This window comes from Brevundimonas diminuta, assembly GCF_022654015.1.
Taxonomy (GTDB): domain Bacteria; phylum Pseudomonadota; class Alphaproteobacteria; order Caulobacterales; family Caulobacteraceae; genus Brevundimonas; species Brevundimonas diminuta_C.
On sequence record NZ_CP073063.1, the window covers coordinates 163,510 to 190,228 of the forward strand.

The 26,719-nt window shown below is 68.5% G+C and carries 23 protein-coding genes; 11 read left to right on the forward strand and 12 right to left on the reverse strand.

Going from position 1 to position 26,719, the window contains the following annotated elements; genetic code table 11:
* The first annotated feature begins 71 nt into the window (after positions 1 to 71).
* Positions 72 to 512 carry a hypothetical protein gene (locus KAK88_RS00800; RefSeq protein ID WP_242077492.1) on the forward strand — a complete coding sequence of 147 codons (441 nt, stop codon included), beginning with the start codon at positions 72 to 74 and terminating at the stop codon, positions 510 to 512.
* Between the two features lie 6 nt (positions 513 to 518).
* Here the strand turns inward: KAK88_RS00800 and recQ are convergent, their stop codons facing one another.
* Both recQ and KAK88_RS00810 read right to left on the reverse strand, forming a co-directional pair.
* Complete coding sequence (recQ, locus tag KAK88_RS00805; protein ID WP_242077493.1) at positions 519 to 2,396, reverse strand: DNA helicase RecQ; 1,878 nt, start codon at positions 2,394 to 2,396, stop codon at positions 519 to 521.
* 85 nt (positions 2,397 to 2,481) lie between these two features.
* A complete protein-coding gene (locus KAK88_RS00810; protein ID WP_242077494.1) occupies positions 2,482 to 3,459 on the reverse strand; it encodes a complex I NDUFA9 subunit family protein in 978 nt (325 codons plus the stop codon).
* Positions 3,460 to 3,574: 115 nt separating this feature from the next.
* Between KAK88_RS00810 and KAK88_RS00815 the strand changes: the two genes are divergently transcribed.
* Entirely contained in the window at positions 3,575 to 4,006 is a 432-nt protein-coding gene (locus KAK88_RS00815; protein ID WP_242077495.1) for a DUF488 domain-containing protein, read from the forward strand.
* A gap of 2 nt (positions 4,007 to 4,008) precedes the next feature.
* Here the strand turns inward: KAK88_RS00815 and KAK88_RS00820 are convergent, their stop codons facing one another.
* Together KAK88_RS00820 and KAK88_RS00825 are read right to left on the reverse strand one after the other, a co-directional pair.
* Positions 4,009 to 5,961, reverse strand: coding sequence for a M1 family metallopeptidase (locus KAK88_RS00820; RefSeq protein WP_242077496.1), 1,953 nt, complete (start codon positions 5,959 to 5,961; stop codon positions 4,009 to 4,011).
* 61 nt (positions 5,962 to 6,022) lie between these two features.
* A complete protein-coding gene (locus KAK88_RS00825) occupies positions 6,023 to 7,294 on the reverse strand; it encodes a multidrug effflux MFS transporter (protein WP_431307199.1) in 1,272 nt (423 codons plus the stop codon).
* Between the two features lie 107 nt (positions 7,295 to 7,401).
* Between KAK88_RS00825 and KAK88_RS00830 the strand changes: the two genes are divergently transcribed.
* Positions 7,402 to 8,847 carry an AMP nucleosidase gene (locus KAK88_RS00830; protein WP_242077497.1) on the forward strand — a complete coding sequence of 482 codons (1,446 nt, stop codon included), beginning with the start codon at positions 7,402 to 7,404 and terminating at the stop codon, positions 8,845 to 8,847.
* A gap of 6 nt (positions 8,848 to 8,853) precedes the next feature.
* Here the strand turns inward: KAK88_RS00830 and KAK88_RS00835 are convergent, their stop codons facing one another.
* Positions 8,854 to 9,717: a metallophosphoesterase family protein gene (locus tag KAK88_RS00835; protein WP_242077498.1), complete on the reverse strand. Its 864-nt coding sequence runs from the start codon at positions 9,715 to 9,717 to the stop codon at positions 8,854 to 8,856.
* Positions 9,717 to 10,652, reverse strand: a complete 936-nt coding sequence (locus KAK88_RS00840) for a diacylglycerol/lipid kinase family protein (protein ID WP_242077499.1) — start codon at positions 10,650 to 10,652, stop codon at positions 9,717 to 9,719. The genes KAK88_RS00835 and KAK88_RS00840 overlap by 1 nt, the downstream gene beginning before the upstream one ends.
* Before the next feature lie 142 nt (positions 10,653 to 10,794).
* On the opposite strand from KAK88_RS00840, the gene KAK88_RS00845 reads away from it, so the two are divergent.
* The 3 genes from KAK88_RS00845 (at position 10,795) to KAK88_RS00855 (ending at position 13,965) form a co-directional block, all read left to right on the forward strand.
* The gene (locus KAK88_RS00845) at positions 10,795 to 11,145 is read left to right on the forward strand and encodes a glycine zipper domain-containing protein (protein WP_066625255.1); all 351 of its coding nucleotides are present in this window, start codon (positions 10,795 to 10,797) and stop codon (positions 11,143 to 11,145) included.
* A gap of 119 nt (positions 11,146 to 11,264) precedes the next feature.
* Positions 11,265 to 11,705, forward strand: a complete 441-nt coding sequence (locus KAK88_RS00850; RefSeq protein WP_242077500.1) for an OmpA family protein — start codon at positions 11,265 to 11,267, stop codon at positions 11,703 to 11,705.
* A gap of 85 nt (positions 11,706 to 11,790) precedes the next feature.
* Complete coding sequence (locus tag KAK88_RS00855) at positions 11,791 to 13,965, forward strand: protein-disulfide reductase DsbD family protein (RefSeq protein ID WP_347265218.1); 2,175 nt, start codon at positions 11,791 to 11,793, stop codon at positions 13,963 to 13,965.
* Between the two features lie 3 nt (positions 13,966 to 13,968).
* On the opposite strand, the gene KAK88_RS00860 is transcribed toward KAK88_RS00855, so the two are convergent.
* Genes KAK88_RS00860 through mutM form a run of 5 tightly spaced genes read right to left on the reverse strand, consistent with a single transcriptional unit; the run spans position 13,969 to position 17,610 of the window.
* Positions 13,969 to 14,856, reverse strand: a complete 888-nt coding sequence (locus KAK88_RS00860) for an alpha/beta fold hydrolase (RefSeq protein WP_242077501.1) — start codon at positions 14,854 to 14,856, stop codon at positions 13,969 to 13,971.
* A 51-nt stretch (positions 14,857 to 14,907) separates the two neighbouring features.
* On the reverse strand, positions 14,908 to 15,696 hold the full coding sequence (locus KAK88_RS00865; RefSeq protein WP_242077502.1) for an enoyl-CoA hydratase-related protein: 789 nt from the start codon (positions 15,694 to 15,696) through the stop codon (positions 14,908 to 14,910).
* A gap of 59 nt (positions 15,697 to 15,755) precedes the next feature.
* Positions 15,756 to 16,199 (reverse strand): hypothetical protein, encoded by a 444-nt coding sequence (locus KAK88_RS00870; RefSeq protein WP_242077503.1) that lies wholly within the window; start codon positions 16,197 to 16,199, stop codon positions 15,756 to 15,758.
* Positions 16,200 to 16,202: 3 nt separating this feature from the next.
* Positions 16,203 to 16,742, reverse strand: coding sequence for a DUF1697 domain-containing protein (locus tag KAK88_RS00875; protein WP_242077504.1), 540 nt, complete (start codon positions 16,740 to 16,742; stop codon positions 16,203 to 16,205).
* Between the two features lie 4 nt (positions 16,743 to 16,746).
* Positions 16,747 to 17,610 carry a bifunctional DNA-formamidopyrimidine glycosylase/DNA-(apurinic or apyrimidinic site) lyase gene (mutM, locus tag KAK88_RS00880; protein WP_242077505.1) on the reverse strand — a complete coding sequence of 288 codons (864 nt, stop codon included), beginning with the start codon at positions 17,608 to 17,610 and terminating at the stop codon, positions 16,747 to 16,749.
* A gap of 121 nt (positions 17,611 to 17,731) precedes the next feature.
* Between mutM and KAK88_RS00885 the strand changes: the two genes are divergently transcribed.
* Positions 17,732 to 19,783, forward strand: coding sequence for an OPT family oligopeptide transporter (locus KAK88_RS00885; protein ID WP_242077506.1), 2,052 nt, complete (start codon positions 17,732 to 17,734; stop codon positions 19,781 to 19,783).
* Between the two features lie 54 nt (positions 19,784 to 19,837).
* Here KAK88_RS00885 and ubiG read toward each other — a convergent pair whose 3' ends face one another.
* Entirely contained in the window at positions 19,838 to 20,659 is an 822-nt protein-coding gene (gene ubiG, locus KAK88_RS00890; protein WP_242077507.1) for a bifunctional 2-polyprenyl-6-hydroxyphenol methylase/3-demethylubiquinol 3-O-methyltransferase UbiG, read from the reverse strand.
* Between the two features lie 56 nt (positions 20,660 to 20,715).
* On the opposite strand from ubiG, the gene KAK88_RS00895 reads away from it, so the two are divergent.
* The 4 genes from KAK88_RS00895 to ispG all read left to right on the forward strand — a co-directional run bounded on the left by KAK88_RS00895 (position 20,716) and on the right by ispG (position 26,712).
* The gene (locus tag KAK88_RS00895) at positions 20,716 to 21,990 is read left to right on the forward strand and encodes an aspartate kinase (RefSeq protein ID WP_055808799.1); all 1,275 of its coding nucleotides are present in this window, start codon (positions 20,716 to 20,718) and stop codon (positions 21,988 to 21,990) included.
* Between the two features lie 62 nt (positions 21,991 to 22,052).
* On the forward strand, positions 22,053 to 24,311 hold the full coding sequence (gene ptsP / locus KAK88_RS00900) for a phosphoenolpyruvate--protein phosphotransferase (protein ID WP_431307200.1): 2,259 nt from the start codon (positions 22,053 to 22,055) through the stop codon (positions 24,309 to 24,311).
* 64 nt (positions 24,312 to 24,375) lie between these two features.
* A complete protein-coding gene (locus tag KAK88_RS00905) occupies positions 24,376 to 25,527 on the forward strand; it encodes a helix-turn-helix domain-containing protein (RefSeq protein ID WP_242077508.1) in 1,152 nt (383 codons plus the stop codon).
* A gap of 48 nt (positions 25,528 to 25,575) precedes the next feature.
* Entirely contained in the window at positions 25,576 to 26,712 is a 1,137-nt protein-coding gene (gene ispG, locus KAK88_RS00910; RefSeq protein ID WP_242077509.1) for a flavodoxin-dependent (E)-4-hydroxy-3-methylbut-2-enyl-diphosphate synthase, read from the forward strand.
* The last annotated feature ends 7 nt before the right edge of the window (positions 26,713 to 26,719 follow it).

The following is a 26,719-nucleotide window of genomic DNA, read 5'->3' on the forward strand; positions in this document are numbered from 1 at the left end:
CGTCCCAGCGGACGCTGAAACAGGAAGTCACCTCCATGTCCTGCGGCCTTGCTCTCACGATCGCCCTGGCGATGTCCAATCCCTCGGTGGCCCTCGCCGCCGAACAGCCGGCTGCCGCGCCCGGCGCGCCGGTCTCGGTGGCGGGTGAGCCGCTGTTCGCCGACATCATCTCGCGCTCGGCCAGCCTGAAGGCCGTGGTCGACGGTTGGGCCGCCGCCAAGGCCGCCGACGACGCCGCCTTCTTCACCAGCCAGGCCTTCACCGGCTTCAAGGCCCAGGCCGAACAGTTGGCCGCCCTGGACATGCAGGGCCACCTGATCCTGAAGGAACGCGGCACCGACGGCGATCTGAAATGCATCCTGCGCGGGATTTCCGAGGACATGCCCAAGAAGGTTCAGGCCGTTCAGGCCGCCGCCAACCCGGCCGAACGCGCCACAGCCCTGTCGGAACTGTCCTATCTGCTGAACGACAACGTCGAAGTCATCACCGCCCCGCCCAAGCCGGAGGTCTGACGGCTTCTAGAGGGCGGCCAGCGCCTCCAGCACGCCCTTGCCGTAGCGATCCAGCTTGGACTGGCCGACGCCGGAAATGGCGCCCAGACTGTTCAGGTCGCCCGGCTCGGCGTGGGCGATCTCCAGCAGCGTCCGGTCCTGGAAGATGACATAGGGCGGGACGTGCTGTTCCGAGGCGCGGTCGCGGCGCCAGGCGCGCAAGGCCTCGAACCGGGCGCGGACGTCCGCGTCCATCGTCTCCAGCGCCGCATTGCGCCCTTCGCCCGATCGGTCACGACGACGCGGCGCCGTATCCGCCCTCAGCGGCGCGCGACGCACCTCGATCTGGCGCTCGCCGCGATAGACGGCTCGCACCGCCTCGGGATCGCCCAGCCCGACCAGTGGCTTGCCATCGTTGGGATCCTCGGCCAGCAGGCCTTCGAACAGCAGGTGATCGACGATCTCGCGCCAGCTGTTCAGCGAAATCTCGCGCCCAATGCCCCAGGTGGACAGCGACTGCTCCCACGGCTGCACGTCCTTGGTGCGGGCGGTCAGGTGATCGACGACGCGATTGCGCCCGAACCGGCCGCCCAAGCGCTGCACCGCCGCCAGCGCTTTCTGGGCCGGGACCGTCGCGTCATAAAGCTGGGGCGGGTCGCCGCAGATGTCGCAGACGCCGCAAGGCTGGGCGTCATGCTCGCCGAAATATCGCCGCACGGCCTGGGCCCGACAGACGGCCCCGTCCAGCATGGCGAAGAGCTGACGGGTCTTCCTGACCTGAACCTGTTTGACGTCCTCCGCCATCGGACGGCTGTCCAGCCGACGCAGGGACCAGGCGATGTCGGACGGCCCATACAGGGTGATGCCCTCGGCCGGCTCGCCGTCGCGCCCGCCCCGGCCGATCTCCTGCCAGTAGGCCTCCAGACTGCCTGGCGGATCGGCGTGGATGACGAAGCGCACATCGGCCTTGTCGACGCCCATGCCGAAGGCGATGGTCGCGACCATGACGGCGCCCTCCTCGGCCAGGAAGCGTTCCAGCCGGCGGTCGCGCTCCTTCGTGTCCATGCCGGCGTGATAGGCGATGGCGTTGGTCCCGGCGTCGCGCAGCGCCTGGGCCACACGGTCGCAACCGTCGCGGCTGCCGCAATAGACGACGCCCGACTTGCCCCTCCGCTCGCGCACCAGTTCGATGACCCGCGCGTCGGTCTTGGCCCGAGACGCGCTCTCCTTGCGCTCGGCCGACAGTTGCAGGTTCGGACGCGCGAAACTGTCAACGAAGACCGTCGCCTCTTCCAGCCGCAGCGAACGCAGGATGTCGTCGCGGGTGCGGGCGTCGGCGGTGGCGGTGACGGCGATGCGCGGCACGTCGGGGAACCTCTCGGCCAGCAGACCCAGGTTGCGATAGTCGGGGCGGAAGTCGTGGCCCCATTGCGAGACGCAGTGCGCCTCGTCGATGGCGATCAGGCTGAGCGGCAGTTCCGCCAGCCGGTCCATCATGGCGCCCGCCGCCAGGCCTTCCGGCGAGACGTACAGCAGGTCCAGCTCCCCCGACCGCGCCGCCGCCCAGATGGCCGAACGCTCGTCCAGCGACACGCCGGAATCCAGCCGCGCCGCCGCGACGCCCTGCTGCTTCAACGCTTCGACCTGATCGGTCATCAGGGCGATCAGCGGCGACACCACCAGCCCCAGTCCGGGGCGCAGGATGGCCGGGATCTGATAGCAGACGCTCTTGCCGCCGCCGGTCGGCAGGACCGCCAGCACATCGCCGCCCGACAGGATCTGCTCGACCACTCGCCCCTGCAGCCCCCGAAAGTCGGCGTGCCCCCAGACGCGCGCCAGCAACGCCCGCGCGTCGTTCAGGTCAGGCGTATCGGTGGTGGAGAACTGGGGGCGCGTGGCCGGCATCCTTAAGCTGTGCACTCTTTGTTCCCGAACAGATTACGCCGCCGGCCGCGAAGGCGACCGGCGGCGGCGTCATCGGGAAAGGGTTTTAGTGGGCGGGCGCTTCGGCGAACTGGCCGCCGACGCGGTAGCGCCACAGATAGGACGGGGCGATCGCCGCCATGCCGGCCGGATGGTCGATGCCCAGATCGCTGAGGCCGAGCGCATCGGCGGCGACCACATTGTCCTTTTCCAGCATCAGCACCTGGTCGCGCGTCAGCGGCGGGGTGAGGCCGACGAACCGGCTCAGTTGCAGCAGCGAACCCAGGGGCTTGGCGACGATAAAGGGCACAGAAACCAGCATCCGGTCACGGCCCGTCTCACGACGCACCAGCTCCAGCACCTCACGGAAGGTGTACAGGTTCGGCCCGCCCAGTTCGTAGGTGCGGCCTGCGGCGTCCGCGCGGGTCACGCCGCGCGCAATGGCCTCGGCGACATCGCCGACATAGACCGGCTGGAAACGGGTTTCGCCGCCGCCGATCAGCGGCAGGGCCGGCGCCATCGTCGCCATGGCGGCGAAGCGATTGAGGAAGCCGTCGCCCGCGCCGAACACCAGCGACGGACGCAGGATCACCGCATCCGGATAAACGGCGCGCACGGCCGCCTCGGCCTGGGCCTTGGTGCGACCATAGGCCGAAGGGCTGGCGGCATCGGCGCCGATGGCCGAGATCTGGACCAGGCGCTCAACGCCCGCCGCCTTGGCCGCCTCTGCGATGGTCTTGGCCGCCTGGGTGTGAACGGCGTCGAAACCGCGCTTGCCGCCTGCGTCATGCAGCACGCCGACCAGATTGACGACAGCGTCCGCGCCGCGCACGGCCTGCGCCACATCCGCCGGGTTTGTGATGTCGCAGCGCATGAACTGGATCTGTCCGGGATCGCCCAGCGGCTGAATTTCAATCGCCAGGACCGGATTGCGCACGGCGACCCGAATGCGCCAGCCGCGACGCGCCAGGGCGCGCACCGCCTGCGACCCGATAAAGCCCGAACCTCCAAAGAGGGTCACGACGCCGGGGGCGAGGTCAGCCATGGGGAAAGCTCCAGTCGAAATCCGTTTCGGCGGGATAGACGATAGGGCGCCGCACCGCAACGCGGGCCTTCACGGTCACGCTGGCGTTCCACGCGCGGCCGCCCATCTGAGGCGGATGAAGCTTTTCACCATTGGCTACGAGGGCGCGACCCAGGCCGACGTCATCGCGCGGCTGAAGACGGCCGGCGTGCAGACCCTGGTCGATGTCCGGGCGGTCGCCGCATCCCGCCGCGCCGGCTTTTCCAAGACGATCCTGGGTGAGAGCCTAAAGGCCGAAGGGATCGACTATGTCCACCTGCGCGGGCTGGGCACACCCAAGGCGGGACGTGACGCGGCGCGCAAGGGCCGTGTCGACGAGATGCGCGCCATCTTCGCCGATCATCTGGCCGAACCCCAGGCGCAGATCGAGTACGAGCGGCTGAAGGCGCTGGCGGCCGACAAACCCGTCGCCCTGCTGTGCTTCGAGGCCGACCACGCCGGCTGCCACCGCGCCGTCCTGGCGGAACGGCTGTCGGCGGAAACCGGCGCGGCGGTCGTGGTCCTCTAGTCTTACGGCCGTCCGACCAACTGATCGACCGAACCGCTGGTGACCGGGTGATAGAGCGGCCGGGCCTCGGCGTAGATGCGACGGGCGTTGGCGCGGCCCCAGTCGCCCTCGTTCCACAGGGTCTGGAACAGCGGCAGGACGAACTTGCGCCGGCCCTGGCTGGTCAGGAACGTCTCGGCCGTGGCGACCGACGGCTGATAGCGATGGGCCAGGGCGATCTGCAGCCAGGCGAAGGTCAGTTCGGCGTTGCCTTCGTTCGCCAGGTTCAGCGTGCGCTCCAGATCGTCCAGCTGCGCGTTTGTCAGCCAGTCGGCGCCCGTCCGCAGGCCCTCGGGACGCCAGCCCAGGAAGCGCTGCCGCTGCTGGGTGTTCCAGTCCGCCCACGGAATGGCCGAGGCCGGTCCCTTGTCCTTGAAGAAGGCCACGGCGGCCGCGTCCACCGGCTCGAAGGCGTGAGACACCGGCGCGACGGCGTTGGACGGCAGGCCAGGCTGATAGACCCAGGCGTCCATCTGCAACTGGCTTTCCAGCGCCGCGTCGCCCTTGATCAGGTTGTCGCGGATGTCTTGCAGGAACATGGCCGTGGTCATCGGACGATAGGCGTTGCGGTCGAAATAGCCGCGCAGCCAGGCGTCGAACCGATCCCTCCCGACGGTGCGTTCGATGGTCCGCAGGAACAGGGCGCCCTTCTCATAGGCGATGTCGTTCATACCGTCGTCGGGGTCGCGGCCCTTCAGGTCCAGATGCAGGCGGGTGTCCGCCGCCGGCAGGGACTTCAGCGTGTCCTGAAGGCTGTCCCAGCCCAGCACCTGCTCCTGCATGGCGCGGTCATGGCCATAGACTGACTCCATGATCCGGTTCTCGAAATAGACGGTGAAGCCCTCGTTCAGCCAGAAGTCGTTCCAGGTCGCGTTGGTGACCAGATTGCCCGACCAGGAGTGCGCCAGTTCGTGCGCGACCAGCGACACCAGCGAGCGATCGCCGGCGATGATCGTCGGGGTGGCGAAGGTCAGTTTCGGGTTCTCCATCCCGCCGAACGGGAAGGAGGGCGGCAGGACCAGAAGGTCGTAGCGGCCCCAGCGATACGGGCCGTACAGCTTCTCGGCCGCGGTCACCATCTGGGCGGTCGGTTCCAGCTCCGATTGGGCGGCGCGCAGGCGGCTGGGCTCGGTCCACACCCCGGTGCGGCCGTCGAACGGCGCAAAGGCGATGTCGCCGACGCCCAGCGCGATCAGATAGGGCGGGATCGGATTGTCCATCCGGAAGCGCCAGGTCTTCATCCCGTTTGCGGCCCGCTCGCCGTTGGGCGTCAGGTGATCGGCGCTCATGACCACCGTCAGGTCTTCGGGCGCGGTGATGCGGGCCGAATAGGTCTGACGGATGCCGGGGCTGTCCTGGGTCGGCACCCAGGTGCGGGTCAGGATCGCCTGGCCCTGGCTGAACAGATAGGGCTTTTGTCCGCCCGCCGTCTGGCTGGGGTTCAGCCATTGCAGCGCCGCTGCGTTGGGGCGGGTCGAATAGCGGATGGTGATCTTGCGTCGCTCATTGGCGGCGAAGGCCGGAAAATAGACCGTCAGCGGCTGGCCCAGGACGGCGTCGTTGTCGCCCACCACATAGCGCAGCGGCTGGCCCGCCGCGTCGCGCACGTCCTGAATGTCCAGGTCGCGGATATCCAGCACGATCTCGTTGGCGCCCGGGATCGCCAGGATGTCCAGGGTCGCCGTGCCCGCCAGGGTCTTGGCGTTGAAGTCGGCGGTCAGGTCCAGGGCCACATCGACGACGCGGGCGATCTCGGGCCGGGCGTGGGTGTGGACGTCCACCGCTTCGGGACCGGGCGCCGGGGCGATGGCGGGCGGGGTCATGGCCGACCCTCCCGTCGTGGTGGAGCAGGCGCTCAGGCCCATGGCGGCGGCCAGGGCGAGGGCGGAGACGAGACCGAGCGCTTTGCGCGTCATCGAGGTTTTCCTGGGCTGATCTTACGATTGGCCCGGAGAACGCGCGGAAACGCGAAAAAGATCAAGCCTTGGCGGCGACCGGCGCGTGATGGGCCCGGAACAGCCGTCCCCGCTCGGCGAACAGCACCCAGCCCAGGGCGACCAAGCCAAAGACAGTGAAGCCGACCGACATCGGAATGGTGGTGCCGTTGAACTGTTGGCCCACCGCAAAGCCCAGCAGCGAGCCGACGATGGTGGAGACGAAGCCCTGGATCGAGGCGGCGGTGCCCGCGATCTTGCCCATCGTCTCCATCGCCATCGATCCGAAATTGCCTGCGATCAGGCCGAAGCAGAACATGGTCAGGGTCTGCAGCACCGCAAAGGTCCAGATCGATTCATGGCCGCTGATCGCCACCACCGCATGGATGGCCGCGATGCTGGTGAAGCCGATCAGGGCGGTGTGCGAAATCCTGCGCGAGCCCAGCTTGACCACCAGTCGCGCATTGACGATCGAGGCCACGGCGATGCCGCCTGCGATCAGGGCGAAGATGGCCGGAAACGCCGCCTCGGCGTGAAAGACGTCGGCGAAGATCTGCTGCGACGAGTTGATGAAGCCGAACAGGGCCCCGGTGATCGCCGTCATGGCCAAGGTGTAGCCGACGGCGGTGCGATCGGTCAGGGCGATCTTGTAGGCCGAGGCCAGCCGCTTGACCTGAATCGGCAGGCGATCCTCGGGCTTCAGCGTCTCGGGCAGACGCAACGACGCCCAGACGATCAGGCCGACCCCGATCAGGCCCAGCCCGGCGAATATCCAGCGCCACGGCCCGACCAGCATGATCATCTGACCCAGCGACGGCGCCAGGATCGGCACGCCCAGGAATACCAGGAAGCTGAACGACATGACCCGCGCCATGGTGCGCCCCTCATACCGATCGCGCACGATGGAGACGGCCAGCACGCGGGTGCAGGCGCTGCCCAGACCCTGGCCGACGCGGGCCATGATGAGCGTCTCGAAGGTCGGCGCCAGGGTCGCCAGCAGGCTGAACATCACATAGACGCCGACGCCGAACAGCAGGACGGGTTTTCGGCCGAACCGATCCGCCAACGGACCGTAGAACAGCTGCGCCCCGCCGAAGCCCAGCAGATAGGCCGTCACCACCCATTGCCGGTCGTTGTCGGTCGCCACCTTCAAGTCGGCGCCGATGTGCGGCAGGGCCGGCAACATGGAATCGATCGCCAGCGCATTCAGCGCCATCATCAAGGCGATGAGACAGACGAACTCGACGAAGCCGAGTTCCTTCTTGGCGGGCGCTGACGCAAGGTAAGAAGACATCCGGGCCAGATGCGCCGTCATGCTCCGATCCGCAACCGCACGCCCGTCATAAATTGCTGCAACGCAGCGAAATCGGGTTTGAACGGGCGGCGCCTCGCCAAAGCCGCGAAGCTTCGCTAGAGGAAGTCATGACAGAACAGATGACAGCACAGGCGGCGCTGGACCGCCTCGAAACCCTCTACACCCAATCCGTGACCAATCTGCGCGACGCCGTGCGGGATTTCGTCAACACCGGCGCGCGGCCCGATCCGGTCAAACGCGCCGAAGGGGTGTTCGCCTATCCCGAACTTCGCATCCGCTGGGACGGGGATCGCCCCCAGGACCTGGAGCCGCGCGCCTACGCCCGGCTATCTAGACAGGGCAGCTATTCGACCACGGTCACGCGACCGGACCTGTTCCGCCCCTATCTGACCGAACAGCTGGGTCTGCTGGAACAGGAATATAATGCGACTTTCGAGATCGGCGTCTCGCGCCAGGAAATCCCGTTCCCCTATGTGACCGACGGGCTGGAGGTCGCGCTGGACCGGTCGATGACGGCGGCCCTGGCGCGCTGGTTCCCGACGACGGACCTGGCCCATATCGGCGACGAGATCGCCGACGGCCTGTTCGAAATGGGCGGCGACTTCCCCCTGTCGCACTTCGACGGCCTGCGGACCGACTTCTCGCTGGCGCGGCTGAAACATTACACCGGCACGCCGGTGGACGACGTTCAGTCCTATGTCCTGTTCACCAACTACAATCGTTACGTCGATGAGTTCGTGCGCTGGGCCATCGAGCAGCTTCGAACGCCCGGCTCGCCGTATCAGACCCTGTCCTGCGCCGGCGGCGTGGTGATCACGCGCGACACACCCAACCCCGAGGCGGCGATCAGCGACACGGCCTGGAAGAAGCACCAGATGCCGGCCTATCACCTGACCGCGCCGGGCCATAAGGGCGTGACCCTGGTCAACATCGGCGTCGGCCCGTCCAACGCCAAGACGATCACGGATCACCTGGCCGTCACCCGCCCGCATGTCTGGCTGATGATCGGTCACTGCGGAGGTCTGCGCGCCAGCCAGACCATCGGCGACTATGTGCTGGCTCACGCCTATCTGCGCGACGATCACGTGCTGGACGCGGTGTTGCCGCCCGACATTCCGATCCCGTCGATCGCCGAGGTCCAGCGCGCGCTCTATGACGCCACCAAGTCGGTCAGCGGCATGCCGGGCGACGAGGTCAAGCTGCGCCTGCGCACCGGCACCGTCGTCACCACCGACGACCGGAACTGGGAGCTGCGCTATTCCAAATCGGCCCTGCGCTTCAACCAGTCCAGAGCCGTCGCCATCGACATGGAAAGCGCCACCATCGCAGCCCAGGGCTATCGCTTCCGCGTGCCCTACGGCACGCTGCTCTGCGTGTCGGACAAGCCGCTGCACGGCGAGATCAAACTGCCGGGTCAGGCCAACCGCTTCTACGAAGGTTCGATCTCCGAACACCTGCAGATCGGCATTCAGGCGGTGGACCTGATGCGCAACGAAGGCTCCAAGCTGCACTCGCGCAAACTGCGCGCCTTCGACGAGCCGCCTTTCCGCTAAGTCCGTCTAGGACGCCGGGGCGACCACCGCCTTCTCCAGCGCGCCGGGCCTGTCCGGCCGGGGGGCGGTGGCGGCCTTGCGCGTGTCCTGACGGCGCGGCAGACGCCAGACCTGTTGCGAGCTGTAGCGCGTCCCATCCCAGGCCAGGGCCGTGACCGTGATGGTCTTGGCGTCCCAGTCGATCTGGTTGAAGCCGGGGGGCGACCCCCGCTCGCGGTGCGACAGGGTTCCGCAGCCGACGGCGTAGGAGCAGCGATCCGCCAGCGGGATCGGCATGGCGAACGGCACATGGACGTGGCCGGTCATGATCAAATCGACCCCCGCCTCGGCGAAGATCAGAGCCGCCTCGTCGCCGCGCTTGACGTCGCCGGTCATCGGCGTGCCGACCATCTCGATCAGCGGATGATGGCAGGCCAGGATCCGCAGCGCGCCGATCGGCGCCTGACGCAGGGCCTCGGCCGCACGCCGCGTCTGGTCCAGGTCGATGACGCCCTTGGACCAGTTGGGCCGCGCCTGCCAGCCGCGCGCGGTGACCACGCCGCGCACCATGACCGCATCGCTGCAGAACTGGCCGTCGTGGGCTGGATAGCCAGTCGCGGTCTCGAACGCCCGCCAAGGGTGGAAGACCCGCGCGATGGCGTCCCAGTAGGGCACGTCGTGATTGCCGACGATGACGAAGCGCGGCTCGGGCATGGCCCGCATCCATTCGCCGGCGGCCTTGAACTCGTCGGGGAAGCCCTTCTGGGTGATGTCGCCGGTGATCAGCACTAAGTCGTTGGGCGTGGCGTGGGCGTATTCCAGAGCGGCGGCGCAGGCGCGTTTGTGCTCGCAGCCGAAATGGATGTCGGAAAACTGAAGAACGCGCCCCACTAGACGCTGTCCTCGGCCGAGGGCGGCTTAGGCGCCAGCGCCTTGAAGGCCTTGGGCACGAAGCGGATCACGGCCTCGGGCTTGAGCAGCAGCGGCTCGCCGTCGATGACCGCCGGGATTTTCGAGCGGGCGCGGACCTCGATCCGTTTCGCCGGGCGGGTCGAGACGGCCGGGTCCTGACGCCAGTCGCTGAATAGCGCCGTCGCGGCCAGGCGGAAGGCCTGGGTCGTGTCGCTTGGGTCCATGGCCGCGGCCTCCAGGCCGATAGGATCCTCCATCGCCTTGGAGATCATCGGGCTGATCAGAACCAGCGCCTCGGTCCGGCGTTTCTCGCCGCCATCGAGGGTGAAGCGCAGGCGACCCGAGAAGGCGCGCTTCAGGGCGCGACGGCCATATTGCCAGGCCAGCTTGATCTTGCCGGTCCGCATCGCCTCGCGCGCCGGGGCCCACAGCGCCGGCGATCCCAGAATGGCGGCGCAATAGAAGTATTCGCCCTGAACCTCGCCGCCGGAAACGGCCTGGGGCTCGCCCTCCTCCAGCGCCCGCTTCAGCGCCAGCTTCCAATCGGCGGTGCCGTAAAGCGCCTTGGGCAACATGTTCATCGTGCCGCCCGGCAGGGGCGCGATCATCGGACCGTCCGGCTTGGCCTTGGACGCCACCGAGCGCGCCGTGCCGTCGCCGGCGAGAACGAAGATCACGTCCGGCTTGGCGGCGAAGGCGTCGGCGATGATCTGGTCGAAGTCGCCCCCTTCGAACGACACGACCTCGGCCTTGAGATCATACTGCCCCAACAGGGCTTCGGCCTCGCCGGCGGCGCGCGGCCCCACGCTTCCGGACAGCGGATTGACCAGCATCACGGCGTGCCGGATTTGCGCATGGGGCGTCAACGCAGCTTTGTCGTCTGCGTCGGAGGGGGGTTGGGCGACATCGGTCATGGCGGCCGAACGCCCCGCAGACGCCGTCGTTCCGCCCAAGCGTCACCATAGTTGCCGATGCAGTTTGTCGACGCGGAACCTATGCCGCGAGGACACGTTTGCTGCCCACAGGGGCCAACACCCAGGGACAAAGGAATTCATCATGAAAAAGGCGATTATCGCGATTGCCGGCGCCGGCCTGCTGGCTTCGGCCTGCGCCAGCGACCCGTACGGCTATAACAACGGCTCGAACGAAACCGTCCGCCAAGGCGCCATCGGCGCCGGCCTGGGCGCCGTCGCCGGCGCCATCATCGGCAACAACGTCGGCGGCGGCAATGCTGCGACCGGCGCCCTGATCGGCGGCGCCCTGGGCGGCACCGCCGGCGCCATTCGCGGCTCGAACCAGGACCGCAACAACCAGCAGCGTTATCGCGACAGCCAAGGTCGCTACTACTACTGCTACGATAATCGCCAGGACGAGTGCTACTGGGACAACGGTCAGCGCCGTTATTGATCAGTGATCAAATGCCGGTCGCGAAGATCCGCGACCAGCGTTAGGTTGAAGAGGCGGCCTGTCGGACGACGGGCCGCCTCTTTTGCGTAATGGGCCGGCCGAGCCGGAGGAGGGCTGAGATGAAGCGATCGATGGGTGTGGCTGTGGCGGCCTTGGGCGTGCTGGCGGCGTGCGCGCCGATGCCCAAGCGCGAGGCGCTGGTGGTGGGCGAATCGCTGTGCGCGCCGGGGCGTTTCGATATCTATTTCCTGGAGAACCAGGCGCGGCTGACCGAGCCGGCGGCGATGGTGCTGAAGGCGGCGGCGACCAAGGCCAAGGATTGCGACGTGCGCAAGGTGCGCGTGGTGGGCCTGGCCGACGCCACGGGAACGCCCGAAGCCAATCTGAACCTGTCGCAGCGGCGCGCCCGGACGGTGGTCGAGGCGCTGACCCAAGCGGGCATGCCGGCGCCGATCTTCGAGCTGAACGCCGCAGGCGACGCGGGCGCCACGACCGCAGCCGGCAATGACGAACCGCTGCGGCGCCGCGCGGAAGTGATCTACGAGGCCTATCCGCGCTGATCGACGCGGGGACTGGCGCAGCGATGGCGCAGGGACGCGTGACGCATTAGGTTGCGGCGCTCCCCTCGCCTGCCGGAACACGTGTTTGCGCCTCTTCGCCCTTCTCCTCGGCCTACTGTTCAGTTTGACGGGCGTTTCGGCGGCCGTCGCCCAGCCGGTGCAGAGCCAGCCAACGGGCGTCGTCGCCTTCGGGCCGCAGCGGACCGAGCGGATCGAGGCCGAACTGGTCCCGATGTCGCAATGGGTCGCGCCCGGTTCGACGACCGTGGTGGCGGTGCGCCAGAAGATCGCGCCCGGCTGGCACACCTATTGGCGCAATCCCGGCGACAGCGGCGGTGCGACCAGCCTGATCTGGACCCTGCCCGCCGGGGTGACCGCCGATCCGATCCTGTGGCCCCTGCCCAGCCGCCAGCGGCTGATGAGCCTGATGAACTATGGCTATTCGGGCGCGGTGCTCTTGCCCGTGCCGATCCATGTGCCGCCGACGTCGCGGCCGGGCGAAGTGCTGACCCTGACGACGGACGTGCTGTTCCTGGTGTGCAGCGACCAGATGTGCGTGCCCGAGCCGGTGACCCTGTCGCTGGCCCTGCCGGTGCGCGAGGGCGCAGCGCCCCTGGCCAAACCCTGGGGTGAGGAGATCGAGCGGCTGGTCGAAACCGCGCCGCGCCCGGCCGGGATCGAGGCGCGCGTCACGCGCCAGGGCGGCCGGCTGATCCTGACGGCGACCGGCGGGCCGCTATCTGGCGACCAGGCGGGCGCCGACATCGGCCAGGTCTATTTCTATCCTTTCGACGGCGGGCGCATCGACCATGCGGCGGCCCAGTCGGGTCAGCGGGGGCCCAACGGCCTGACCCTGACGCTGGCGCCCGGCAAGGAAACGGCGACGACGGCGCTGAGCGGCGTCCTGGCGACCGACAAGGGCGCGTGGGAGATCACGGCGGAGCCGGGTGCGCCTCTGGCCGGCGCCCAAGGCGGCGCGGCGCTGAAGCCGCTGGACAACGCCACAGCGACTCCGGCGAAGACCGGCGCTTGGGTCTTCCTTCAGGCTTTGAGCTTGGCGCTGCTGGGCGGGCTGGTGCTGAACCTGATGCCGTGCGTCTTCCCGGTTCTGGCGATGAAGGCGGCGTCGCTGTCGGCGGCGGCGCATGATCCGGCGCGGGCGCGGCGCGACGGCCTGGCCTTCACCGCCGGCGTGCTGGTCAGCTTCCTGGTTCTCGCCGGCGTCCTTCTGGCGTTGAGGGCGGCGGGTCAGGCGATCGGCTGGGGCTTCCAGCTTCAGTCGCCGGGCGTGGTCGCGGCCCTGGCCTTGGTCATGCTGCTGGTCGGGCTGAACCTGTCGGGCGTCTTCCATGTCGGCGCCGGATTGCAGAACGCGGGGTCCGGCCCCCTGTCGCGCCTGCCCGGTTCGGCGGGCGCCTTCTTCACCGGCGTGCTGGCCGTGGTCGTCGCCGCCCCCTGCACGGCGCCCTTCATGGCGGCAGCGCTCGGCGCGGCATTAGTGCTGTCCTGGCCGATGGCGCTGGCCGTGTTCCTGGTGCTGGGGCTGGGGCTGGCCCTGCCCTATCTGGCGGTCAGCCTGTCGCCCGGCCTGCTGTCGCGCCTGCCGCGACCCGGCGTCTGGATGGAGCGGCTGAAGGGTCTGCTGGCCTTTCCCATGTATGGGGCGGCGCTGTGGCTGCTGTGGGTGTTCACGCGACAGGGCGGCGTCGACGCCCTGGGCCTGCTGCTGACGGCGGCGCTGCTGCTGGCTCTGGCGGCCTGGCTGACGGGTCTGGCGCAAGCGGCGCGCCAGCGTGATGAACGACCGATCCTGACCACGATCTGCGCGATCATAGTCGGCGTTCTGGCGCTGGGCCTGGCAGGCGTTGCGGCGGGTGCGGCGCGACAGGCGGACGCCGCGCCGCAAGGCGACAGCGGCCCGCTAGCGGCCCAGCCCTGGTCGGCGGCGGCGGTGAATGCAGCGACCGCGTCGGGACGTCCCGTGCTGGTCAATCTGACCGCCGACTGGTGCGTGACATGCAAGATCAACGAGCGCGCGGCCCTGTCTTCGCCCCGTGTCGCCAAGGCGATGCGCGAGGCGAACGCCGCCTATCTGGTCGGCGACTGGACCCGGCGCGACGACGCCATCACCCGCGAGCTTCAGGCGCACGGGCGATCGGGCGTGCCGCTGTATCTGCTGTATCGACCGGGTCGGGCCGAGCCGGAAATCCTGCCGCAGTTGCTGACAGAGGGCGTGGTCGTGGATGCGCTGAAGGATTGAGCCTCAGCTCAGGAACCGCTGCACCGCCGCCAGAAACCGCTGCGGCTGCTGCATCATGACCTGGTGTTCGGCGCCTTCGATCCGCTCGAACCGGGCCGTGCGCGGCAAGCCTTCGAAGCCGTAGCGATACAGGCCCTCCAGCCGGTTGCGCGGCGCATCGGGATCGCGGGTCCAGCCATAGACGACGGTGACCGGGGCGGTGATCTCAGACAAGCGCGGGCGCAGATCGACGGTCAGGGCTTCATACAGACCCTGGGCCAGGACGCGCCGGTCGCCGCCCTGAAGCCCCAGCCCCTCGAACACCATGTCGCCGGCCAGACCCATGTCCACGCCAAAGGCCGCGACCTGGGACTTCAGCGCCTGATCGCCGAAAAGAAGCAGGGCCTGATAGCCCAGCCGGGCCAGGGGCTCGACCTGATCGGATGTGGTGCGCGCATCGATCAGGGACGGAAAGAAGGGCGAGGAATCGACCACCATGACGCGCCCGATCCGGTCGCCCATATCGGCGGCGACGCGCAGGGCGATCTGGCCGCCCAGCGAATGGCCGATCACGGCGGGCCGGTCGATGCGCTGCTCGCGGATGTAGCGTTCGATCTCGCTGGCGGCAGGGCCGGCCAGACCGCCGCTGACATTGTCGCCAATCTGGGTCTCGCCGAAGCCGCGCAGGGTGACCAGATGCACCCGGTAGCGGTTATCGAGCCGATCCGCCGTCGAACGCCAGGCCGAGCCGGTCGAACCCAAGCCTGGGATGAAGATGATGTCTGGCCCCCGCCCGCGTGTCTCGACGATGATGCGGCTGGAACTGAAGGCCAGCGTTTGAGATTGGGCCTGGACGGCGACCGGGGCGAGGACGAACAGGGTCGCAAGGAGCGAAACGAGGAGGCGGATCATCATGCGCCCCTAACGCCCGATCACGGCGATCGGTTGACCCGCGCCTGCGACCTATCGCCCCTTGAACTCGGGTTTGCGCTTTTCGACGAAGGCGGACATGCCTTCCTTCTGGTCCTCGAAGGCGAACAGGGAGTGGAACAGGCGGCGTTCGAACTGGACGCCCTGGGTCAGGGTCGTCTCAAGCGCGGCGTCGACCATCTCCTTGTTGGCCATGATCGCCAGCGGGCTTTGCGAGGCGATCTTGGCGGCGATCTTGCGGGACTCCTCCAGCAGGGTCTCGTGCGGGAAGACGCGCGAGGCCAGGCCGGCGCGCTCCGCTTCGGCCGCATCCATCATCCGGGCGGTCAGGACCATGTCCATGGCCTTGGACTTGCCCACCAGACGGGTCAGGCGCTGGGAGCCGCCGATGCCCGGCGCGACGCCCAGGTTGATCTCGGGCTGGCCGAACTTCGCCTTGTCCGAGGCGACGATGAAGTCGCACAGCATGGCCAGTTCGCAGCCGCCGCCCAGGGCGAAACCGTTCACCGCGGCGATGATCGGCTTTCTGAACCGGGTGATGCGGTCGTGGCCGAGAGCGAAATAGTTGCCCGTGTACATCTGGGCATAGGTCTGGTCCGCCATCTCCTTGATGTCGGCGCCGGCGGCGAAGGCCTTTTCGCCCGAGCCGGTCAAGATCAGGCAGCGCACGCTGTCGTCATGTTCGACGCTGTCGAGGAAGTCCGCCAAATCCTTGAACAGGGCCGAGTTCAGGGCGTTCAGCGCCTCGGGCCGGTTCAGGGTCACCACCGCATAGCCGTCGGCGTGGCGTTCGATCAGCAGGTTGGAATAGGCGTCGGGCATGGTCGGTCTCCTTTGACGGCGGTCATACAGTCGCGAAGCGGGGCCCGCTAGCGCGCGGACTATCGCCGCGGCATCAGCGCCAAGGTCAGGGCGGCGCGCGCCAGTTCGACCACGACCACCATGCCCAGCAGAAGATTGGCGACGATCACCTGACCCCGCGCGCCTGACAGGTCCAGCGTCCAGCCGAAAACGGACGATAGGGCCAGCACCAGGGCCGAGAGCAGGACCAGGCCGACCAGCAGCATCAGGGCGACATGGCCCGCCTTCAACGCCGCCTGAAGCGTCGGTCCCTCGTCCAGCACGCGGGCGCGACGGCGCAACAGACGCGCGATCAGGCCGGTGGCGGCGGCCTCGGCGACGGCGGCGACGACCAGGGCGGCGACGAACCACCAGATCAGGTCGCCGAGGTCGCCGGCGCGCAAACCCTGGACGAAGTGGACGAAATAGGCGCCCCAGACCAGGACGCCGACGATCAGACTGATCCACAGATGGATTTTGCGCATCGTTCAGCCCTCCAACCCGACCATGGCGGCCAGTTTCCGCACCGTGTTCCAGTTGCGGCCGGTGCCGACGCCGATCAGGCGCGGCTGGGCCTTTTCCGCCATCTTCGAGCGGCCCAGGCCGTCGGGGTGCCAGAAGAACAGGTCTCCGCCGACCGGCTCGACCCGCTCGGCGCCGGCCGCGAAGCCGCGCAGGGCCTCGACCGCCCCGTCCTTGATCCGCACCTTCATCACCATGACCAGCAGTTTGGAGCCGTCGATCCCGGCTTCGTCCGCAAACGGATTGGCGGCCATCAGGGCTGACCATTGGGGGGGCGTGCGGACGATCACCTCGATGGGGCGGCCGAAGTGGGCGGCGATCCCTTTTTCCAGCCGAGCTTCGACATCGGTCGGTTCGGCGTCGCTCTCGATCACCAGATTGCCGCTGGCCAGAAGGGTGCGCGGGTTGGCGAAACCGGCCTCGACCGCGATGGCCTTCAGCTCGGCCATCGGGACCTTGACCCCGCCCACATTGACGCCGCGCAACAGGCAGATGCGTTCGCTCATGGGCTTACCGTTTCTGGCAGGAGGGGCAGTAGAAGGTGGAGCGGCCGCCCTGGACGATGCGCGCGACGACGCCGGTGCATTTGTCGCCACGGCATGGCTCGCCCTCGCGGCCGTAGACGTCGAACCGGTGCTGGAAATAGCCCTGGCCGCCCTCGGCGTTGGCGAAGTCGCGAAGGGTCGAGCCGCCCGCCGCGATGGCGTCGTTCAGGACGTTGCGGACCTCGGTCGCCAGACGCTCCAGCCGCGCCTTCGACACCGATCCAGCGGCGACCAGGGGCGAGATGCGGGCGCGGTACAGGGCCTCGCACACATAGATATTGCCCAGGCCGGCGACGATCCGCTGATCCAGCAGACTGACCTTGATATTCTGCTTCTTGCCCGCGAAGGCCTCGACCAGATGGGCGCCGGAAAAGCCGTTGCCCAGCGGCTCGGGTCCCAGGCCTGCGAACCACGGATGGGTCTCGATCTGATCGCTGGAGATCAGGCCCATGAAGCCGAACCGGCGCGCGTCGGCGTATCCGATGCGGGTCGCCGCCCCATCGCGGATGGCGCAGCCGCTGAAATGTTCGTGCTTGCCGGCGATCGGCGCGGCCTCCTCGAACTCGCCCAGCAGGGTTCCGTCCAGGGTGAAGCGGCCGGTCATGCCCAGGTGGGCGATCCAGGTCTCGCCGGTCGAGAGCGGCATGAGCAGATATTTGGCCCGCCGGTCGATCCGCAGGACCGTCGCCCCCTCCAGCCGTTCGACGAAGCGCGCGGGGAAGGGAAATCGCAGGTCGGGCCGGTTGATCCGGACCCGCGACAGTCGCGCGCCCTCCAGCACCGGCGTCAGGCCGCGTCGGACGGTTTCGACCTCGGGAAGTTCGGGCATGAGCCGGTCCTAGCCCGTCCGGGTCGCGGGGCCAAGCGGCGGGGGCCCTCGCATCTGACCGCGACCAGTTGCCGCCTGCGACAGAATGCGCTTACGTCCGCCCAAACGTGGGACCTCGCATATGACAGACGCCGCCGCCGCCCCCAAGGGTCGGCTTGAACTGACGCTCCGCGCCCTGGTACTGGGCTGCCTGCTGGCGGTGATCTTCACCGCCGCCAACACCTATCTGGGCCTTCTGGTCGGCCTGACCTTCGCCTCGGCCATTCCGGCGGCGGTGATCTCGATGGCGGTGCTGCGGGCGTTCCGCACCTCGACCATCTGGGAGAATATGACGGTCCAGACCGTGGCCTCGGTCGGCGGGGCCATGAGTTCGATTATCTTCGTCCTGCCGGGCCTGGTGATGATCGGATGGTGGCTGGAGTTTCCGTTCTGGCAATCGGTGGCGATCTGCATCCTGGGCGGCGTGCTGGGCGTGACCTTCTCGATCCCACTGCGCCGGGCGCTGGTCGTCAACGGCGGCCTGCCCTACCCCGAAGGCGTCGCCGCCGCCGAGGTGCTGAAGGTCGGCTCGCGCGGGGCCGAACAGACCGAAAGCGCGGTGCGCGAGAACAAGTCCGGCCTGTGGGTCGTCGTCGCCGGCGCCGTGGTGTCGGCCGGCTACGCCTTGCTGGTCGCGGGTCGGGTCTTTGCGGGCGAGGCGGCCAAGTTCTTCAAGCTGCCGGCCGCGCTGGGCGGCGGGGCGACAGGCATGGGCTTCGGCATGCAGTTCGCCCTGCTGGGCGCCGGGCATCTGATCGGCCTGACGGTCGGTCTGGCGCAGCTGTTCGGCCTGGTGCTGGCCTGGGCCGTCGCCGTGCCGATCCTGACCAGCCCGGACACCATCGCCTGGCTGACGGCGCACGGCATTCCGTCGATCGCCTCGACCCTGCCCGCCGGGGCGCCGGCCGAAGAGTTGGCGACCACCGTCTGGGCGCGCGAGGTGCGGTTCATGGGCGCGGGCGTCATCGGCGTCGCCGCCATCTGGACCCTGATCAAACTGGCCGGTCCGCTGATCGGCGGCCTGACCTCGGCGCTGGCCGCCAACGCCAAACGCGCCCACGGCGAAGTGCTTGAGCGCACCGAACAGGATTTGCCGATCAAACTGGTGGGCGGCGTGTCGGTCGCCTGCCTAGTCGGCATCGCCGGCCTTCTGGCCTGGTTCGCCCAGAGCGCCCCGGCCCTGGCGGGATCGACGCCGCTCCTGGTGATCGGCGGCCTGGTCTATGTGGTGCTGATCGGTTTCGCCGTGGCGGCCATCTGCGGGTATATGGCCGGTCTGATCGGCTCGTCGAACAGCCCCGTGTCGGGCGTCGGCATTCTGGCCATCGTCATCGCCTCGCTGCTGATGCTGGGCGTCATGGCCGTCGCGGGCGTGCCGGCCGATCCGTCGATCATCGCCTTCGCCCTGATCGTGACGGCGGTGGTCTTCGCCGTCGCCGTCATCGCCAATGACAACCTTCAGGACCTGAAGACGGGCCAACTGGTCGAGGCCACGCCGTGGCGCCAGCAGGTCGCGCTGATCGTCGGCGTCGGCGCCGGCGCCCTGGTGATCCCGTTCATCCTGAACCTGCTGAACCAGGCCTTCGGCTTCGAAGGCGGCCCGCCCGCCATCGTGGAAGGCGCCAAGACCCTGGCGGCGCCCCAGGCGACCCTGATCTCGGCCCTGGCGCGCGGCGTCATCGGCGGCGATCTGCGCTGGGACCTGATCGGTCTGGGCGCGGCGATCGGCGTGGTCATCATCGTGCTGGACGCGGTCGTGTCGAAGGCGACCAAGGGCAAGGTCAAGCTGCCGCCGCTGGCGGTCGGCATCGGCTTCTATCTGCCGGCTGCGGTGACGACCATGTTGGTCATCGGCGCCGTCGCCGGATGGATCTACGACAAGGCGGTCTCGTCCACCCGCTACGCCGACGTGGCGCGGCGGATGGGCGTGCTGCTGGCCTCGGGCCTGATCGTGGGCGAAAGCCTGTTCGGCGTCTTCACCGCCGGGGTGATCGTGGCGACCAGGGACGACGCGCCTTTCGCCATGCTGCCCGAGGGTTCGGCCTGGCCGGCCATGCTGGCGGGCATCGTCGGCTTCGCCGTCGCGGTGTTCGGCCTGTACGCCTGGACGCGCAGCCGAGCTTCGAAGGTCTAGGGGGCCAAGCCCAATCAGAAAGAAAGGCCGCCCTTCGGGGCGGCCTTTTGCATGTCAGGCGGCGCTTCGCGTGGCGACCATCATATAGTTGATGCCCGCATCGTCGGTCTGGCTCCATCGGTCGTGAAGCGGATCGTAGTTCAGGCCGTAGGGCCCCTCGACCGTGACCGGCTCGGCGGCCAGCATCGTGCGGATTTCCTCGGGCTTGAGGAACTGGCGCCAGTCGTGGGTTCCGGCGGGAACCCAGCGCAGGATGTATTCCGCCGCCACCTTGCCCAGGGCCAGCGATTTCAGCGTGCGGTTCAGGGTGGCGACCATCATCACCCCGCCCGGTCGGACCAGGCGCGAACAGGCGCGCACGAAACCCTCGGGATCGGCGACGTGTTCGATCACCTCCATCGTCAGGACCACGTCGAACGGCCCCGCCCCTTCCGCCTCGATCTGTTCCACCGTGGCGGCGCGATAGGCGATATCCAGCCCGACCATGTCGGCGTGGGCGCGGGCCGTGCCGATGTTCTCGGACGAGGCGTCGATGGCGGTGACGTCAAAGCCCATTCGCCGCATCGGCTCGGCGATCAGTCCGCCGCCGCATCCGACGTCCAGCAGGGTCAGACCTTCGAAGGGCGCGCGCGCCTTGGGATCGCGGCCCAGCCGGGTGCAAAGCTGGTCGCGGATCAAGGCCAGCCGCGCGGGATTGAAGCGGTGCAGCGGCGCGAACGGCCCGTGCGCATCCCACCATTCGGCCGCCTGGGCCGAGAAGCGCGCCACGTCGGCGGGGTCGATCGATGCGCCGAACGCCGTTTCGGACGAATTTTGCGAAAAACCATGCCCCTGTTGGGGTAGGCGAGACGGAGCGGCGCCGTTAGAAGCGGTCATGACGCGAGGGATGAACCTTCGCGCCCTTTCACGCAAGCAGGGGGCGGAACGCCACGATGACGCGGCCCGATACGACACGACTGGTGATGAAGTTCGGCGGCACCTCGATGGGCGACCTCGAACGCATTCGCCGTGCGGCGCGGATCGTTGCGGCCGAAGTGTCGGCGGGCAAACAGGTCGCCGTCGTCGTCTCCGCCATGGCGGGCAAGACCAACGAACTGGTCGCCTGGACCGACGGCGCCGGACCGGCCGCTGCGGGCCTGCCGCTCAGCGACGACGAATATGACGTGGTGGTCGCCTCGGGCGAACAGGTGACCTCGGGCCTGCTGGCCGCGACGCTGCGCAACATGGGCTTCAACGCCCGCTCGTGGATGGGCTGGCAGGTGCCGATCCTGACCGACGACGCCCACGCCCGCGCCCGCATCATCGACATCCCCGGCGAGAAGCTGGGCGCCGCCGTCGACGCCGGCGAGATCGCCATCGTGCCCGGCTTCCAGGGCGTGACGGCGGACGGCAAGATCACCACCCTGGGGCGCGGCGGTTCGGACACCTCGGCGGTCGCCGTGGCGGCCGCCCTGGGCTGCCCCTGTGACATCTATACCGACGTAGACGGCGTCTATACGACCGACCCGCGCATCGAGAACCGCGCGCGCCGCCTGGCCAAGGTATCCTACGAGGAGATGCTGGAAATGGCGTCCCTGGGCGCCAAGGTGCTGCAGACCCGCTCGGTCGAACTGGCCATGGCCAAACAGGTGCCGGTCCGCGTCCTTTCAAGCTTTATCGAACCCGACGCGAATGGCGTCATGCCCGACAAGGGTGGAACCCTGATCTGCGACGAGGAGGAGATCGTGGAAAAACGTATCGTGTCCGGTGTGACCATGAGCCGTGACGAGGCCCGCATCACCCTGCTGGGCCTGTCCGACCGGGTGGACGCGCCCGCCGACGTCTTCACGCGCCTGGCCGAGGCCAACGTCAACGTCGACATGATCGTGCAGAGCCAGTCGCGCACCGCGGGAACGGTCAATCTGACCTTCACCACCGGCCGTCGCGACGCCGTGCGCGCCGCCGACCTGATGACCGCCGCCAAGGCGCAGCTCGGCTTCGAGGAAATCCGCGTCGATGAGGACGTGGCCAAGGTCTCGGTCGTCGGCGTGGGCATGCGCAGCCATGCGGGCGTCGCCCAGACCATGTTCAAGGCCCTGGCCGACAAGGGTGTGAAGTTCCAGGCGATCTCGACCTCCGAGATCAAGATCAGCGTGCTGATCGACGCCGCCTACGCCGAGCTGGCCGTTCGTGCCCTGCATTCGGCATATGGGCTGGACGCGGTATAGGGTGATTTCAGAAGGCGCCTAGGCGCCGGGGCGCGGGAGACATGATGCCGGCAGGCGGCGCGATGACCAGAGGACCCCGGATCCTCCTGCGCCAGATCCGCGAGGCTCTGGGCGGGGCCGGCGCGGGCGCGACGCCGGCGCAGGACCGGCTGAACATGGTCGTCAAGATCATCGCCCGGTCGATGGTCGCCGAGGTCTGCTCCATCTATCTGCGTCGCGCGTCGGGCGAGCTCGAGCTGTTCGCCACCGAGGGTCTGAACCCCGAGGCCGTGCACAACACCCGGCTGCGGCCCGGCGAGGGCCTGGTCGGCGAGGTGGCGCGGATGGCCCAGCCCATCAGCCTGTCGGACGCACCGTCGCACCCCTCCTTCTCCTATCGTCCCGAGACGGGCGAAGACCCCTATCACGCCTTCCTGGGCGCTCCGCTGCTGCGCGGCGGTCGGGCCATCGGGGTGCTGGTTGTCCAGAACCGCACCGAGCGGCGCTATGACGAGGAAGAGGTCGAGGACATCCAGACCATCGCCATGGTCCTGTCCGAGACGGTGTCGTCGGGCGAACTGCTGGCGCTGGACGAGCTGCGCGACGTGGAGCTGGCGCCGCACCGGCCCGAGCGGCTGAAGGGTCAGAAGTTCGCCGACGGCCTGGCTTTCGGCCATGTGGTTCTGCACGAGGCGCCGCTGGCGCCCGAACGTTTGCTGTCCGACGACCCGGCGATGGAGGAGGCGCGGCTGAAGCTGGCGCTGGCCACGCTGAAGAGCGGCCTGGACATCATGTTGGACAAGGGCCAGGGCCTGGCCGGTCCGTCGTTCGAGGTGCTGGAAACCTATCGGATGTTCGCCGACGACCGGGGCTGGAACCGGTCGCTGGAAGAGGCGGTGCGGAACGGTCTGACGGCCGAGGCGGCGGTGGACCGGGTCAGGAACGAACACCGCGCCCGCTTCGCCCAGGCGCGCGACCCCTATATCCGCGAACGACTGCACGACTTCGAGGACCTGGCCAATCGGCTGCTGCGGGTGCTGGCGGGCGACAAGCCGGGCGAGCGCGAACTGCCCGACGACGCCATCCTGGTGGCGCGAAATCTCGGTCCGGCCGACCTTTTGGAATATCCGCGCGACAAGCTGAAGGGGCTGTTGCTGGAAGAGGGTTCGGCCGCCAGCCACGCCGCCATCGTCGCGCGCGCGCTGCAGATCCCGTGCGTCGGCCGTCTGATGGGCCTGCGCGACAGGCTGTCGGAAGGCGATATGGTCATCGCCGACGGCGAGACCGGCGAGACCTATCTGCGCCCCCGCCCCGATATGCTGGAGGCGGTGCAGTCGCGTATGGCTGTGCGCGAACAACGCCAGGCCGAGTTCGCCCAGCTGCGCGACGTGCCGGCCGTGACCCTGGACGGTCAGCGGATTACGGTCCTGACCAATGCCGGGCTGGCGGTCGATCTGGAAAACATGATCGAGACCGGCGCCGAGGGCATCGGCCTGTTCCGCACTGAGTTCCAGTTCATGGTTTCGGACGAACTGCCCCGGCTAGACGCCCAGACGGCGCTCTACAAGCTGGTGCTGGACGCAGCGGGCGACAAACCCGTCACCTTCCGCACCCTGGACATCGGTGGCGACAAGGTCCTGCCGTATCTGGAGGCCGAGCGCGAAGAAAACCCCGCGCTGGGCCGTCGCGCCATTCGCCTGGGGCTGGATCGGCCGTCGCTGTTGCGAATGCAGCTGCGGGCGCTGCTGGCGGCCGGGGCGGGGCGCGAGCTGCGCGTCATGTTCCCGATGATCGCCACGGTGGACGAGTTCCGGGCCGCGCGCGAGCTGGTCGATATCGAATGCGCCTGGGCGCGGCGTCGCGGGCGCGCCCTGCCCGCCCTGCTGCGCGTCGGCGCGATGGTCGAATGCCCGTCGCTGCTGTGGCATCTGGACGCCCTGTTGCCGCTGACGGATTTCGTCTCCATCGGCACCAACGACCTGTTCCAGTATATGTACGCGGCCGACCGGACCAATCCGCTGGTGTCGGATCGCTATGATCCCTTGTCGCCGCCGACCCTGCGGGCGCTCCAGACCATCCAGAAGGCCTGCGCCGACACCGGCACGCCGGTCTCGATCTGCGGCGAACTGGCGGGGCGGCCGCTGGAGGCCTTCGCCCTGATCGTGCTGGGCTTCACCCGACTGTCGGCGCCGGCGGGCGGTGTGGGGCCGGTCAAGCGGATGATCCTGTCGGCGGACCTGAATGCGGCGCGGCGCGGCATGGCCAATCTGCTGAACCTGTCCACCGGTTCGGTCAGGAACGAGATCGAATCCCTGGCGCGCAAGCTGAACGTCGCGGTCTGATCGCAAGGGTCTGGACGCATAGGCGGCGTTGCTGGTCGGCGCGCAATCGTCTATCTCGGGCCCTGTGAACGGCGCGTCAGCGCTGTGTTTCCCGGACATGGGGTCAGGCGTCATGACGCTGAATGCGGGGGTCGCCCCCGAGGCGATCGAAAGCATTGCGGACCGGCCCGATCCGACGGCCGCCTTCGTCGACGCCGCGACCCTGGGCGACGGTTTTCGCGCCGCCCGCGAGCGGTCGGGCAAGTCGCCGGCCGAACTGGCCGCCGAGACCAAGGTGCATCGCCGGTTTCTGACGGCCCTGGAGCAGAACGACTGGTCGTCCCTGCCCTCGCGGGTCTTTGCCTTGGGCTATGTGCGGGCCTATGCCTCGGCCCTGGCGCTGGACGAACAGACCGCCGTCGAGCGGTTCAAGCGCGAGAGCCCCGACACCTCCGTGCCGCTGAAGGCGCCCATCGGCATCGCCTTCGAGGACGTGAAACGCCATTCGCCGCGTATCGTCGCCGGCATCGCCGCCGTGGTGGTCGCCGTCATCGGCTGGAACGTGTTCCAGCGCGCCAGCCTGCATCAGACCGCCCATCCGTCCGATATCGCCGCTGTGCCGAAGACCTGGACCGGGGCGGCCGATCCCGATCCGCAGGTCGCGCTCAGCGCGCCCATGTCCGCGCCGCCCGACCAGACGACGCCAGCGCTGTACATCACCCCGGGGCTGGAGGCCGAACTGACCGGGGTCGATCCGACCGATCCGGCCGTGATCGCCGCCGCCGCCAATCCGGAGCCGGTGCAGAAGGCGTTCAACCCGCGCGGGGCCGTCTATGGCGCCTCGGCCAACGCCTCGATGGTGGTGATCCAGGCCAAGACGGCCGGCGCCCTGGTCGTGCGGCTGGGCGACGGTCAGGCCCTGTTCGCGCGCCAGATGGCGCCGGGCGAGGCCTGGCGCGCGCCCATCGGCGTGGCGGCGACGGTGGACGTGTCCGACCCGGCCGCCTTCGACGTCTTCCTGAACGGCGAATACGGCGGACCGCTGGCCGGCGTGCTGACGCCATTGGCCCAGTTGAACAGCCGCGCGGACCAAGCGGCCAAGGCGCTGGCCGCCAGCCAGGCGCGCGCCCAGGCCCAAGCTCAGGCCGCCCAGGCCCGGACCCAGGCGGCCACGACGCCAGGGGCGACGCCCTCCCCCGCGCCCGCGTCCTCTTCACCCGCCCCTGCGCCGAACTGATACGTCGGCCGTGGTCCCGCCGTCATCATCGGCCTATATGATGCTCCCATGAGCGACCACACCCACGTCCGACCCTGGCGCCACATCGAGCGTCGCAAGAGCCGCCAGATCCGCGTCGGCTCCGTCCTGGTGGGCGGCGACGCCCCGATCAGCGTCCAGTCGATGACCAATACGCCGACGACGGACGCGGCGGCGACCATCGACCAGATCCGTCAGCTGGAAGAGGCCGGCGCCGACATCGTGCGCGTCTCCTGCCCCGACGTGGAATCGACTGCCGCCTTCAAGACCATCGTGCGCGAGGCCAAGGTCCCCTTGGTCGCCGACATCCACTTCCACTACAAGCGCGGCATCGAGGCGGCCGAGGCGGGCGCCGCCTGCCTGCGCATCAATCCGGGCAACATCGGTTCGGCCGACCGCGTACGCGACGTCATCCAGGCAGCCAAGGACAATGGCTGTTCCATGCGGATCGGCGTCAACGCCGGCTCGCTGGAAAAGGAACTGCTGGAAAAATACGGCGAGCCCTGCCCCGACGCCATGGTCGAGAGCGCGCTGAACCACGCGCGCATCCTGCAGGACCACGACTTCCACGAGTTCAAGATTTCGGTGAAGGCGTCCGATCCCTTCCTGACCGTCGCCGCCTATCAGCAACTGGCCGAGGCGATCGACTGCCCGCTTCACCTGGGCGTGACCGAGGCCGGGCCGCTGCGCACCGGCACCATCAAGTCCGCCATCGGCCTGGGGTCGATGCTGTGGGCCGGGATCGGCGACACGATCCGCGTCTCGCTGGCCGCCGATCCGGTCGAGGAGATCAAGGTCGGCTTCGACATCCTGAAGTCGCTGGGTCTGCGCCACCGGGGGGTCAACATCATCGCCTGCCCGTCCTGCGCGCGTCAGGGCTTCAACGTCATCGAGACGGTGGCGGTGCTGGAAGAGAAGCTGGCCCATATCTCGACGCCGATGAGCCTGTCGGTGATCGGCTGCGTCGTGAACGGACCGGGCGAGGCCCTCTATACCGACATCGGCTTCACCGGCGGCGGCAAGGGCGCAGGGATGATCTATCTGAACGGCAAGATCGCGCACAAACAGGCCAATGACGGCATGATCGACCACATCGTCGATCTGGTCGAACAGAAGGCCGCCGAACTGGACGCCGCGCGCGCGGCCGAGCTTCAGGCGGCGGAGTAGCGCTCGC

Bases quoted from the DNA above. Each gene is read 5' to 3' on its own strand.
- KAK88_RS00825 (WP_431307199.1), bottom strand. From the start codon at position 7,294: ATGACGGCGCATCTGGCCCGGATGTCTTCTTACCTTGCGTCAGCGCCC.
- KAK88_RS00820 (WP_242077496.1), bottom strand. From the start codon at position 5,961: ATGACGCGCAAAGCGCTCGGTCTCGTCTCCGCCCTCGCCCTGGCCGCC.
- KAK88_RS00870 (WP_242077503.1), bottom strand. From the start codon at position 16,199: ATGCGCAAAATCCATCTGTGGATCAGTCTGATCGTCGGCGTCCTGGTC.
- KAK88_RS00810 (WP_242077494.1), bottom strand. From the start codon at position 3,459: ATGGCTGACCTCGCCCCCGGCGTCGTGACCCTCTTTGGAGGTTCGGGC.
- ptsP (WP_431307200.1), top strand. From the start codon at position 22,053: ATGACCAGAGGACCCCGGATCCTCCTGCGCCAGATCCGCGAGGCTCTG.
- KAK88_RS00840 (WP_242077499.1), bottom strand. From the start codon at position 10,652: ATGACCGATGTCGCCCAACCCCCCTCCGACGCAGACGACAAAGCTGCG.
- KAK88_RS00830 (WP_242077497.1), top strand. From the start codon at position 7,402: ATGACAGAACAGATGACAGCACAGGCGGCGCTGGACCGCCTCGAAACC.
- KAK88_RS00860 (WP_242077501.1), bottom strand. From the start codon at position 14,856: ATGATCCGCCTCCTCGTTTCGCTCCTTGCGACCCTGTTCGTCCTCGCC.
- ispG (WP_242077509.1), top strand. From the start codon at position 25,576: ATGAGCGACCACACCCACGTCCGACCCTGGCGCCACATCGAGCGTCGC.
- KAK88_RS00815 (WP_242077495.1), top strand. From the start codon at position 3,575: ATGAAGCTTTTCACCATTGGCTACGAGGGCGCGACCCAGGCCGACGTC.
- KAK88_RS00885 (WP_242077506.1), top strand. From the start codon at position 17,732: ATGACAGACGCCGCCGCCGCCCCCAAGGGTCGGCTTGAACTGACGCTC.
- KAK88_RS00845 (WP_066625255.1), top strand. From the start codon at position 10,795: ATGAAAAAGGCGATTATCGCGATTGCCGGCGCCGGCCTGCTGGCTTCG.
- KAK88_RS00895 (WP_055808799.1), top strand. From the start codon at position 20,716: ATGACGCGGCCCGATACGACACGACTGGTGATGAAGTTCGGCGGCACC.
- KAK88_RS00865 (WP_242077502.1), bottom strand. From the start codon at position 15,696: ATGCCCGACGCCTATTCCAACCTGCTGATCGAACGCCACGCCGACGGC.
- ubiG (WP_242077507.1), bottom strand. From the start codon at position 20,659: ATGACCGCTTCTAACGGCGCCGCTCCGTCTCGCCTACCCCAACAGGGG.
- recQ (WP_242077493.1), bottom strand. From the start codon at position 2,396: ATGCCGGCCACGCGCCCCCAGTTCTCCACCACCGATACGCCTGACCTG.
- KAK88_RS00800 (WP_242077492.1), top strand. From the start codon at position 72: ATGTCCAATCCCTCGGTGGCCCTCGCCGCCGAACAGCCGGCTGCCGCG.
- KAK88_RS00875 (WP_242077504.1), bottom strand. From the start codon at position 16,742: ATGAGCGAACGCATCTGCCTGTTGCGCGGCGTCAATGTGGGCGGGGTC.
- KAK88_RS00850 (WP_242077500.1), top strand. From the start codon at position 11,265: ATGAAGCGATCGATGGGTGTGGCTGTGGCGGCCTTGGGCGTGCTGGCG.
- mutM (WP_242077505.1), bottom strand. From the start codon at position 17,610: ATGCCCGAACTTCCCGAGGTCGAAACCGTCCGACGCGGCCTGACGCCG.